Genomic DNA, 11,295 nt, shown 5'->3' with positions numbered 1-11,295 from the left:
GTCGAAATGGCGGCCTTTGAACATCGAACGACTCCCACAATGCGGAGCAGCCATCATACCACAGCCAATCTCGTGCAGCAGTTTGCGACAGAGCCATGTCGGGAGCACGGCGTAGACCGAGGCAAAGCTCCTGGCCGAACTTCGACGGATGGCCACGCGCAGCAGTGTTTGCCCGCAATCACAAATGGCTGGGCCCCCGCGCCGCGATCGAGGACAGCGGCGATCGCAGGCAGTGGCCGCGTCAGGGCGCTTGCCGAAATCCCGGAAAATTCCCTCGCAGGACTGCTCGCTCGTAGGGCTGCCCGGATAGCAAGATCTGGGCCTTGCCTTGCTGCCGGGTTCGCGCGCCCGGCCGACCCCCGCCGGACTTTCACCCAACGCTTGAATACGACGGGGGAAGGCGGCCTGAAGGCAAAGACCTGCGAGGCAGGAGATTGCGGTCACCCATGGTCACAGGTCAACGCTTTGGCCGGGGTGACTGCACGCCCTCGGGGGCGGATGAGGACATCTCGTTCGCGGAGAGATGCAGCTGACATTGCCGCCGAGGTCTCGGCGTGATCCGCCTTGGCCCGCTCAGATTGTTCGGTGTGCTTCCCAGCGCAGGCGTTCCCGGCGGAGCGCGCCGATGGTGTCGGCGTTACCGCAGTACTGGCGGTAACCTGCCAACGCCTGCTCGCGGTCGAGCTCCCGGCGACAGCGCTGCGTCATTGTGCATCCGGCGCAGACGATCGCCATGTCGCGCATGACCACCGGCTGCTGACGCGACAGGCGATCCGCGTCGAGCCCGGTGCTCGCCAGCAGCCGCGGCAGCAGTCCGGCATCGGAAGCGTTGCGCGAGACGAGATTGTAGAGGTCGGCCTCATTCACGCCGACGTCCCGGGCCAGGTCCCGCAATGCGTCCCGACCGACCGCATCGAGTTGCCGCAGGCCGGATTGGCGCTTCCACCAGTGTTGGGCACGTTCCAAAAGGTGCATGGTATCCTCCTCTTGGGACGCAGCATCCGCCAACCTGCGGCTTCATACTTTGTCCTTGCTCAAACAAGCGGATGATCGTGCTGGCCGCACAGGGGCCTCTCTGATCGGCATTCGCCACTCCGAAGGGCCGAGACTCTCCCAACCCCCCTCCTCCGCCCGCGCCGACCTGGCACAGGGCGATTCCGCTGGTTTGCACTCGATCAAAGAAGGGCGCTGCAATGTAGGGTACGAAGTGCGCCGGAAAATCGACTTTCGGAGCTTTCGATGCAGGGCACGCCTAACGCGGATGAGCGGCTACCGCGCTACACCAGCTATCCGACGGCGCCGCACTTCAACGCCGAGATTGACGCCGGCATCTATGCGGACTGGCTAAGGGCGCTGGCTGCCGGCACGACGGCGTCGCTCTATCTGCACGTGCCCTTCTGCCGCTCGATGTGCTGGTATTGCGGCTGTCATACCACGGTCGCGCTGCGCGACGGCCCGATCGTCGATTATCTCGCGGTGCTGCGCAGCGAGATCGCGTTGGTGGCCGGGCAGCTTTCCGCACCGCTCGACGTTCGCCATATCCATTTCGGTGGCGGCACCCCGACCATCCTCGAACCGGCCGATTTCGTCGAGCTCGTCGCGTTGCTGCGGCAGCATTTCGCCGTGCATCCGCAGGCGGAGATCGCGGTCGAGATCGACCCGCGCCGGCTCGGGCCCAGAATGACCGCCGCACTGGCCGAGGCCGGCGTCAATCGCGCCAGCCTCGGCGTGCAGAGCTTCGACCCTGTCGTGCAGAAGGCGATCAACCGCGTCCAGGGCGTCGAGCAGACCGCGACGGTCGTCTCGGGCCTGCGCGCCGCCGGCATCGCGGACGTCAGCTTCGACCTGATCTACGGGCTGCCGAAACAGACGCTCGAATCATGCCGCGATACGGTCGAGCAATGCCTCGCCATGCGCCCGGACCGGTTCTCGATCTTCGGCTACGCCCATGTGCCGGAGTTCAAGAAGCATCAGCGCCGCATCGCGACATCCGACCTGCCGGACGGCCAGGCGCGGCATGAGCAGGCGGAGACGATGGCGCAGCAGCTCGTCGCGGCCGGCTATATCCGAGTCGGGCTCGATCATTTCGCCAGACCCGCGGATGCGATGGCCAAGGCATTGTCGCAGGGCCGGCTCCATCGCAATTTCCAGGGCTACACGACCGATCGCTGCGAGGCGCTGATCGGCCTCGGCGCCTCGGCGATCGGGCGGCTCCCGCAAGGGTATGTCCAGAATGAGGTGGTGATCGGGCGCTATGCCGAGCACGTCGCCAATGGCGACCTCCCTACGGCCAAGGGCTATCGCCTGACAGCCGAGGACCGCCTGCGCGCCGAGTTGATCGAGCGGGTGATGTGCGATCTCGCGGTCGACATCGATGCCGTCTGCGATCAGCATCCGGTCGACCGGCGGGTCCTCGCTCCGTCTCTAGGCAAGCTCGAGGATCTTTCGCGCGCTGGGCTGATCAGCTTCGATGGCAGCCGGGTGCTGCTCCCGGAGGATGCGCGCCTGTTCGTCCGCAAGGTCGCTTCCGCCTTCGATGCGCATCTCGACCAGCCCGGCCGGCAATTCAGCCGGGCGGTCTAGCTTCCACCCGGGGCCGGTCCGCTGGCTTCGCGATCGGGCCAAGCGGCCATAGCAGTTCCGCCCGGAAAGCCAGGAGAAAGAGCAGGAAGGCGCCGATCCAGCATGCCACGGCCGGCAGCAGCCAGGTGCGGCCCGCGACCTCTACCATGAGCCTCGACGGAACCGCCGCAGCGCCACAGGCCAGTGCCGCTGTCAGCGTCCCGCTCTTCGAGAAGGGGCGGCGCGTCTGCCGGCGGATCATGCTTGCCATCACGGCAAGGCACATCAGGCCGATCGCTCCGACCGCCCAGGCATGGATCGCGGCGCTTTCGCCGAACGGGCCGAGTCCGGCCTGATGGAGGAAAAGGAGCGCGAAGCCAGCTGGCAGCCAGCCATAGGCGAGATATAGCGCAAGCAGGCCGGGATGATCGAGCGCGTCCAGGGGTCGCCAGGAGAGCAGCCGCACCGAATGCAGGATGGCTGCGCAGGCGCTGGCTGGGGTGCCGACGCCGAGGCCGAGACACCAGCAGCCCAGCGCGGCCGCGAGGGCGACGGCCGAGGCAAGTTCGAAGAGCGGCGGCAGGCGCCGGGCAGGATCCTTGTCGTGCAGGCACAGCCAGGTCGCGGTCAGCGCAGGGATGATCCGACCGGATATGATGGCGACCAGCGCGAGCACGGATGCCAGTGCGAGCCGATGCGAAAAACCCGCCGGAAGCCGATCCATCGCGACGCTCGGCAGCACGGCCGCAAGAGCGAGCAGGACCAGGAGCGCGACGATCTTGTACTCGCGCGTCTTGCCGGCCGCGACCACCCTGACGCCGAGCGTCGCGGCAAGTCCGAGGATGAAGGCTCCGGCGAGCAGGCTGCCGTGATCCGGCCACCACCAATGGGCGAAGCGGCCTGCGAGCCACAGCAGAAGGAGCGCATCGACGAGCGCGGCCTGGATGGGCGGCGCGTGGGTCCAGCGTGGCAATGCCGTCAGCAGGAAACCGGCCATGACGGCCGGCACCATGCCCCAGAGGAGTTCCTCGCGATGCCCGTTCACACTCGGCGAGTCATAGGGCAGGAGCCAGAGCAGGACGCCGGCGATGGCGTCGAGCGCAGCCAGGGCGAAGAAGGAGCGGAAAGGCTGCCGCGAACGGGCGAGCGGCTCGGACTCGCTCATGCGTCCCCACCGCGTCATTCGACGACGGGCAGGCCTTCCAGCGATAGGTCGAGCAGCCCGATGGCGCGTAGGGCTATCTGGTCGATGATTGCGGCGATGTCGCGCGGCTGCAGATAGAAGGCGGGGACCGGCGGCGCGACGATGGCGCCGTATTCGGTGACCTGCGCCATCGCCCGCAGATGGCCGAGATGCAGCGGGCTCTCGCGCGCCAGCAGCACGAGCCGGCGGCGCTCCTTGAGCTGAACGTCGGCGGCGCGCACCAGCAGGTCCGCGAGCTGGCCGTAAGCGATGGCACAGAGGGTGCGGATCGAACAGGGCGCGATGATCATCCCGGCGGTCCGGAACGAGCCGCTGGCGATGCTGGCGCCGATGTCGCGATGGTCGTGGCAGTGACTGGCGAGGCTGCGCGCTTGCGCCTGCGCGCCGGGGCCGATCTCAGTCGCGAGCGTCCGCTCTGCTGCCGGCGAAATGACGAGATGCGTCTCGACCCCGCCGGTCTCGGCCAACCTCTCCAGCACACGCAACCCGATCGCCGCGCCGGAGGCACCGCTGATTCCGACAATGACGCGTAGCGGCGGATTCATGGGGAAGCTCCGGGGGAGGCTGCCAGCCAAAGCACCGGCCAGAGTGCGTCGATGCGCGTGCTGACCTCCGGGCCCATCGCCATGGGCCGGCCCCATTCCCGCTCGGTTTCGGGCGGCAGCTTGTTGGTGGCGTCGATGCCGAGCTTGCCACCGAGCCCGGGCTTGGGCGAAGCGAAGTCGAGATAGTCGATCGGTGTGTCGCTCAGCGTGACGAGATCGCGGCTGGCGTCGGCGCGGGTCGCGACCGCCCACATCACCTGTGCCCAGTCGCGCGGGTCGATGTCAACGTCGACGACGATGACGAGCTTGGTGTAGCTGAACTGCGGCAGCATCGACCACAGACCGAGCATCAACCGGCGCGCCTGGCCGGGATAGCGCTTGGCGATGGCGACCACGGCGATCCGGTAGGAGCAGGCCTCCGGCGGCAGCCAGAAATCGACGACTTCCGGAAATTGCCGCTGCAGCAAGGGCAGGAACAGGGTGTTGAGCGCCTCGCCGATGCGCGAGGGTTCGTCCGGCGCACGGCCGGTGAAGGTCGAGAGATAGAGCGGCTTCCGCCGCATCGTTACCGCGCTCACCCGCATCACCGGGAAGGGCTCGACGGCGTTGTAGTAGCCGGTGTGGTCGCCGTATGGTCCTTCTGGAGCGGTTTCGTCGGGCGAGACCAGCCCCTCGATCACGATCTCGGCTTCGGCCGGCACGGCAAGCGGAACTCTGACGCAGGGAACGAGCGCCGGCCGCTCGCCGCGCAGCAGCCCGGAGAAGCGCAGCTCCGACACGGTTTCCGGCAGCGGCAGCACGGCCGAGAGGATCGTAGCGGGATCCGCCCCAATTACCACCGCGATCGGCATGTCCCGGCCGAGCCGGCGCCATTGCGCATGGTGGCGCGCCCCGCCGCGATGGGCGAGCCAGCGCACGATGGCGCGGTCGCGTCCCAGCACCTGCATCCGGTACACGCCGAGATTACCCTCGTCCCCGGGTGAGGGCTCGGGCGGCGCTGTCAGCACCAGCGGCCAGGTGATGAGCGGCGCCGGTTCGCCCGGCCAGCAGAGTTGCACCGGCAGCGCCGTCAGATCGATCGCCTCGCCCCGGAAGATCAGCTCCTGGACCGGCGCGCGCTTGCATTCGCGCGGGCGCATCGACAGCGCGGCGCGCGCCAGCGGCAGTGCCTTCCAGGCCTCGGCGAGCCCCTTCGGCGGACGAGGCTCGCGCAATTCGGCGAGGGTCCGACCGAGGGCGGGCAGGTTATCGAGGTCGATACCGAGCCCCCAGGCGACGCGCTCGACCGTGCCGAACAGGTTGGTCAGCAGTGGGATGGGCGAGACCGTGCCGTCCGGACGCACGGGCCGCTCGAACAGCAGCGTCGGCCCGCCTTCGGCGATGACGCGCCGGTGGATCTCGGTAATCTCGTGCACCACGCTGACCGGCTCGGCGATGCGCCTCACCTGCCCGGCCGCCTCGATATGGGCAAGGAAGGCACTGAGATCACGAAAACAGGGCAGGGTGCGCATGGGCAAGGGCAGAGGCTCCGGTTGCCGGACCATGGGCCGTTTCATTCGCGGCCGTCTTTGCGCAGGAGCAACGAGAGTTGCGGCTCGCGGCCTAATCTCGGATTCCGGAGGTGATCGATGTCGGATCCGCAGATGACCGAGCTACCGGTGACGCCACCGGCGCTGCCGCCGTGGCTGGCGCGCGCGATGGCTCCGCTGCCGCTGGCGCCGCTGCAGCCGGCATTGGCGCTGATGCTCGACCGCATCGGCCGGACGCACCCCGATCTCTATGGTCGCCTGGGAGAGCATGCGGAGAAGTGCTTCGGCATCGATCCGACCGACCTGCCCTTCGCATTCGTCCTGGAGCCGAAGCCGCTGCGGCCCCGCGCGCGCGCCGTCCGCAATCTGCCGGCGGGTCTCGACGCCTGCATTCGCGGCCCGCTGGCGGGGCTGGTCGGCATGGCGGAGGGAACGCTCGATGGCGATGCGCTGTTCTTCTCCCGGGTGCTCTGGGTGGAGGGCGATGTCGCCGCAGTGCTTGCCCTGCGCAACGCCATCGACGATGCGCGGATCGATTTCGGCACCGTCATCTTCGGAAGCCTCGGGCCGCTGGGCCAGCGACTTGCGGACGCCCTTCGTAGACAGCTGCAATCCCTGCCTGTGACCTCCTCGGGGGGCCGGACGTGGAGCTGATCTGCCCGGCCGGGACGCCGGCAAGCCTTGAGGCCGCCGTCGAGGCGGGCGCCGATGCTGTCTATTGCGGCTTCCGCGACGAGACCAATGCACGCAACTTCCCCGGCCTCAACTTCTCGCGCGACGAGTTGCGCAAGGGCATCGCCTTTGCGCATCGGCATGGCGTCAAGGTGCTGGTCGCGATCAACACCTTCGCGCGGGCCGGCGCCTTCGGGCTCTGGCAGGCAGCGATCGACGATGCGGCTGCGGCCGGTGCCGACGCGTTGATCCTGGCCGACCTCGCCACGCTCGATTATGCGGCGCGCCGGCACCCCGGCCAAAGGCTGCATGTTTCGGTGCAGGCCGGAGCCGCCAATCCCGACGCGATCCGCTTTTATGTCGAGAATTTCGGTGTGCGGCGCATCGTGCTGCCGCGTGTGCTCAGCGTGATGGAGATCGCCTCGATCGTGCGGGAGAGCGCCTGCGAGACAGAGGTCTTCGTCTTCGGCGGACTGTGCGTGATGGAAGAGGGTCGCTGCTCGCTCTCGTCCTATGCGACCGGCCAGTCGCCGAACATGAACGGCGTCTGCTCGCCGGCGAGTCATGTCGCCTATGCCGAGCGCGACGGGCGTGTCGTCTCGACGCTGGGCGGGTTCACCATCAACAGCTTCGGCAAGGACGAGCCGGCCGGCTATCCCACTCTGTGCAAGGGCCGCTTCACTACGCCCAAGGGCTCCGGCTACATCTTCGAGGAGCCGGTCAGCCTCGATGCAGCCTTGATGCTGCCGGCGCTGCGCGATGCGGGCGTGACCGCATTCAAGATCGAGGGCCGCCAGCGCGGGCGCGCCTATATCGCGGGCGTGGTGCGCTCTTTCCGCAATATTCTGGCGGCAATCGACGAAGGTCGCAGTGCTCCCCCGGCCGGCCTCGCGGCCATGACGGAAGGGCAGATGAGCACGGTCGGTGCCTATCGCAAGGGCTGGCGCTAGCACGTCGGGATCAAACGAAGGAAAAGGCGATGCAGCTCACCCTCGGCCCTGTCCTCTATCACTGGTCGCCGGAACGCTGGCGCGATTTCCATTACCGGATCGCTGATGAGGCGCCCGTCAGCACCGTCGTGGTCGGCGAGGCCGTCTGTTCCAAGCGCGCGCCGTTCAAGCAGGACCATATCCCCGCCGTGGTCGAGCGTCTGGAAGCGGCCGGCAAGCGGGTGCTGCATGCCAGCCTGATTCTGGTCTCGCTGCCGCGCGAGCGCCGCCAGACCGGCGAACTGATGCAGGCCGACGAGGCAGAGGTCGAGATCAACGACTTGACCTGCCTCGCCACCCTGGCGGGGAAGAGCTTTGCGGTCGGCCCGTTCGTCAATGTCTACAATGAAGCGACGGCGGGCTTTCTGGCGGAGCGCGGGGCGATGCGCATCTGCCTGCCTCCTGAGCTGCCACTGTCCGCTGTCGCGACCATCTCTGCCGCGCTGCCGCAGGTTGCGACTGAAGTCTTCGCCTTCGGAAAGGTACCGCTGGCAATCTCTGCCCGCTGCTACCACGCCCGCGCGCACAACCTGACGAAGGACAATTGCCGCTTCGTTTGCGAGCAGGACCCTGACGGCATGCCCGTCAAAACGCTTGAGGGTGCTGGCTTCCTTTCGGTGAACGGGGTGCAAACCTTGTCGCATAGCTGCGCCAGTTTGCTGCGCGACATCCCCGCATTGCGGCGGGCCGGAGTGGCTTCCCTGCGCCTCTCGCCGCAGAACTGCGACATGGTGGCGGTGGCACGATTGTTCCGCGACGTCGTCGACGGCCTGCTCGACCCGGAGGAAGGCGAGCGCCGGCTCGGCGGGATCTATCCGGATGTGCCGTTTGCCAATGGCTTCCTGCACGCGGCCCCCGGCCACGTCCGCACGGGCGAAGGTGGCGGGAGTTTGGGCGAATTGCGTTGAACCGCCGGAGAAGGAAGTGGGCCGCTCATGAATGGTGGGTACGACAGGGGAGCATGCAGTGCTCCCGAACGAGGCGCTCCGGCGACGCCGGCAAGTGAGCTTATCAGCCGGCTGCGAAGAGTACTGCGGCCTGAAGAACTCAATTGTGCCTGCCGAGAGACCCTGGACGGCGCCCTCGATCGCTTCGATCAACTTGAGCGCCGGCGCGAGTCGCGCCGGCGCCTTGCAGCCGCACGCGACCATAAGGAGCGGATTTTTGCGCTGCTCGCCTTCCTCTCTGAGCTCGATACGCTGACTGAAGCCGAAAGCGATCGCAGCGTTTTCGAGGAGCTGGCGCTTCTCTTCATCGAGATCGCAAGCAGCGCCGAGGCCGGTGCGGCTGCTTTGCGCGAATTGTGACGCAGGGCGGGCTTGGGCTTGCTGCGCCGAGAACTATGCGACGTGTCTCGTAGCGCGGTGTAGTTGAGGTGGTCTCGGCAGCTGCCGGTCAAATGTGTGGTCACGAGATCCAACCCTGATCCGAGAGACATCAGCTGCGATCCATCGGCATTCAACCGAACATCCTGCTTTGCAGAAGCGATCGCCACATCCCGGCGGAAGAGCGGCGGAAGCTCGCGTCATTCTGCAGCGTCGCACCCTCGTCCGTTATTGAGGCCCTCGACGCAGCGAGCATTTACGACGTCCCGCTCGCCTATCATCGGGAGGGTCTCGACATCGAGGTGCTACGCCAGTTCGGGATCACCGACTCGGTCGAAATCGATCTGAGCCGTTGGCAAGAGATCGCCGATGCCGTCCACGCTCCGACAGGCACGGTGACAGTCGGTGTCGTGGCAAAGTACGCCCACAAGGACGCTTACAATGCGGAAACATCGGATTCAATCGAAAAGCGGATCCCGCTTTTCGATCCGATGGCCTACCCCATGATGTGGTAGCCGGCATCGACATAGATCGTATTGCCGGTCATGCCCGTGGCCGCGTCGCTGATCAGGAAGGCGGCGACCTGCCCGACCTCGTCGATGGTGACGACGCGCCCCTGCGGCGCCCGGGCGGCGGCCTGAGACAGCAATTCGTCGAAACCGGCGATGCCGCCGGCGGCGCGCGTCTTCAGCGGCCCCGGCGAGAGCGCATGCAGGCGGATGCCCTTCTGGCCGAGCTCATGGGCGAGATAGCGCGTCGTGCTCTCGAGCGCGGCCTTCACCGGTCCCATGATGTTGTAGTTGTCCAGCACCTTCTCGGCGCCGTAATAGCTCATGGTCAGGATCGTGCCGCCCGCCGCCATCAGCGGCTCGGCGGCGCGCGTCATCTCGATCAGCGAGTAGCAGGACACCCGCATCGCCTGCTCGAAGCCCTCGCGCGAGACATCGACGACACGGCCATGCAGGTCGTCGCGCGGCGCGAAGGCGATCGAATGGATGACGAAGTCGAGCTTGCCCCATTGCCGTGCGATCGCCGCGAACACCGCATCGAGCTCGCCGGGGACCTCGACATCGAGCGGCATGATGATCGGGCTGGCGAGTTCCTCGGCGAGCGGTCGCACCCATTTCTCGGCCTTGGCGTTGAGATAGGTCACGGCGAGTTCGGCACCGAGCCGGTGCAGCACCCTTCCGCAGCCGAAGGCGATGCTGCCTTCATTGGCGATGCCGACGATCAGACCCTTCTTGCCACGGACGAGTTCACCGATCGGCGTCATGGGATCAGTCTCCGAAGATCACGCGGCGGAAACGGCTGAGCGCGTAGGTGAAGTAGACGCCACCGATGACGATCAGCGCGACGAGCTGCAGCCAGACCACCGAAAGCCCGGCGCCGCGATAGAGCACCCCCTGCGCGAATGCCACGAAATGCGGCGTCGGGCTGATCACCTGCATGGTATATTGCAGCCAGACCGGCATGCTCTCCATCGGCGTGCTCGAACCCGAGAGCAGCTGCATCAGCACCAGGATCGGAATGGCGAGCAGCCCGAACTGCCCCATCGTGGTCGCGAGCGTGCCGAGCATGATGCCGAGCGCCGCGACGGCGAAGACATAGAGCCCGGCACCGGCCAGGAAGAGCGTCAGCGAGCCGGCGATCGGCACTTGCAGCCACCATTGCACGACGAGCGCCAGCGACAGCCCGGCCGCGACCAGGATGACGAGCCCGTTGGCGATGATCTTCGCCAGCATGATCTCGGTCGGCACCACCGGCATCACCAGGAGGTGCTCGACCGTGCCCTGCTCGCGCTCGCGGATCAGGGCGGCGCCGGTCAGGATCACCGTCAGCAGGGTGATGCTGTTGATCACCTGCATCACCGAGGTGAACCAGGCGGAATCCAGGTTCGGATTGAACTTGGCGCGGATCACCACATTGACCGGGGCGCTGGTCACCGTCTCGCGGCCGGCCAGGAAGTTCGTCACCTCCTGCGCGATGATCGACTGGATATAGACCGCGCCGTTGCCGGCCTGCGTCATCGCGGTGGCGTCGACATTGAGCTGCACGGAGGCGCGCCGGCCGGAGAGCAGATCGGCCTGGAAGGATGGCGGGATCTCCAGCACGAAGACTAGCCTGCCATGGTCCATCTCCTCGTCGATCTCGCGCGCGCTGATCAGCACCGCGCTCTTGAACAGCGGCGGGTTCAGCGCGTTGCGGATCTGGCGGGAGAGGTCCGAGCGATCCTCGTCGACGATACCGACCGAGAGGTTCTTCGCCTCGGTCGAGGCACCGGTCGCCACCGTGTAGACGGCGATGCTGAAGGAATAGACCAGGAGAATCAGCATCACCGGATCGGCGCGGATGCTGCGCAGCTCCTTGATCACCAGCTGCCAGATATTGGCCAGATGGACACGCAAGCCGGAAAGCCGTGGCTGGGCCGGGGCCGGGGCCGGGGTCGCCCTGGAGGTTTCGGCGCTCATC

11 protein-coding genes and 1 pseudogene are annotated in these 11,295 nt (G+C 66.9%); 6 read left to right on the top strand and 6 right to left on the bottom strand.

The annotated features are described in order from the left end of the window. Positions 1-573: 573 nt before the first annotated feature. Positions 574-975, bottom strand: coding sequence for a DUF6455 family protein (locus BMZ69_RS16655; RefSeq protein ID WP_092158525.1), 402 nt, complete (start codon positions 973-975; stop codon positions 574-576). A 264-nt stretch (positions 976-1,239) separates the two neighbouring features. Here BMZ69_RS16655 and hemN point away from each other — a divergent pair, with 264 nt between their 5' ends. Next, on the top strand, positions 1,240-2,583 hold the full coding sequence (gene hemN, locus BMZ69_RS16650) for an oxygen-independent coproporphyrinogen III oxidase (protein WP_092158523.1): 1,344 nt from the start codon (positions 1,240-1,242) through the stop codon (positions 2,581-2,583). On the opposite strand, the gene BMZ69_RS16645 is transcribed toward hemN, so the two are convergent. From BMZ69_RS16645 to BMZ69_RS16635, 3 genes are read right to left on the bottom strand one after another with little or no spacing between them, the layout of a single operon-like run. Beyond that, positions 2,567-3,727 carry an NnrS family protein gene (locus BMZ69_RS16645; protein ID WP_092158521.1) on the bottom strand — a complete coding sequence of 387 codons (1,161 nt, stop codon included), beginning with the start codon at positions 3,725-3,727 and terminating at the stop codon, positions 2,567-2,569. The genes hemN and BMZ69_RS16645 overlap by 17 nt on opposite strands. Positions 3,728-3,741: 14 nt before the next feature. Then, positions 3,742-4,311 carry a UbiX family flavin prenyltransferase gene (locus tag BMZ69_RS16640; protein ID WP_092158519.1) on the bottom strand — a complete coding sequence of 190 codons (570 nt, stop codon included), beginning with the start codon at positions 4,309-4,311 and terminating at the stop codon, positions 3,742-3,744. Beyond that, positions 4,308-5,822, bottom strand: a complete 1,515-nt coding sequence (locus BMZ69_RS16635) for a UbiD family decarboxylase (RefSeq protein WP_175506834.1) — start codon at positions 5,820-5,822, stop codon at positions 4,308-4,310. The genes BMZ69_RS16640 and BMZ69_RS16635 overlap by 4 nt, the downstream gene beginning before the upstream one ends. 117 nt (positions 5,823-5,939) lie before the next feature. Between BMZ69_RS16635 and BMZ69_RS16630 the strand changes: the two genes are divergently transcribed. The 5 genes and pseudogenes from BMZ69_RS16630 to BMZ69_RS16610 form a co-directional block, all read left to right on the top strand. Beyond that, a complete protein-coding gene (locus tag BMZ69_RS16630) occupies positions 5,940-6,494 on the top strand; it encodes a ubiquinone anaerobic biosynthesis accessory factor UbiT (RefSeq protein ID WP_244543405.1) in 555 nt (184 codons plus the stop codon). Then, on the top strand, positions 6,485-7,462 hold the full coding sequence (locus tag BMZ69_RS16625; RefSeq protein WP_092158515.1) for a ubiquinone anaerobic biosynthesis protein UbiU: 978 nt from the start codon (positions 6,485-6,487) through the stop codon (positions 7,460-7,462). The genes BMZ69_RS16630 and BMZ69_RS16625 overlap by 10 nt, the downstream gene beginning before the upstream one ends. 29 nt (positions 7,463-7,491) lie before the next feature. After that, on the top strand, positions 7,492-8,409 hold the full coding sequence (locus BMZ69_RS16620) for a ubiquinone anaerobic biosynthesis protein UbiV (RefSeq protein ID WP_092158513.1): 918 nt from the start codon (positions 7,492-7,494) through the stop codon (positions 8,407-8,409). A gap of 27 nt (positions 8,410-8,436) precedes the next feature. Continuing rightward, positions 8,437-8,808 (top strand): hypothetical protein, encoded by a 372-nt coding sequence (locus BMZ69_RS16615; RefSeq protein WP_244543404.1) that lies wholly within the window; start codon positions 8,437-8,439, stop codon positions 8,806-8,808. A 131-nt stretch (positions 8,809-8,939) separates the two neighbouring features. Then, positions 8,940-9,266, top strand: a pseudogene (locus BMZ69_RS16610) (CTP synthetase); the annotation flags it as partial. 56 nt (positions 9,267-9,322) lie between these two features. Here BMZ69_RS16610 and fabI read toward each other — a convergent pair. Next, entirely contained in the window at positions 9,323-10,099 is a 777-nt protein-coding gene (fabI, locus tag BMZ69_RS16605) for an enoyl-ACP reductase FabI (RefSeq protein ID WP_066479676.1), read from the bottom strand. Positions 10,100-10,103: 4 nt separating this feature from the next. Further along, positions 10,104-11,294 carry an ABC transporter permease gene (locus BMZ69_RS16600; RefSeq protein WP_092158509.1) on the bottom strand — a complete coding sequence of 397 codons (1,191 nt, stop codon included), beginning with the start codon at positions 11,292-11,294 and terminating at the stop codon, positions 10,104-10,106. Position 11,295: the final 1 nt, after the last annotated feature.

This window comes from Allobosea sp. CRIB-10 (assembly GCF_900112185.1).
In the GTDB taxonomy this organism is placed as follows: domain Bacteria; phylum Pseudomonadota; class Alphaproteobacteria; order Rhizobiales; family Beijerinckiaceae; genus Allobosea.
Note: the sequence above shows the minus strand (reverse complement) of the source record. Positions and strands in the feature narration are given on the sequence as shown.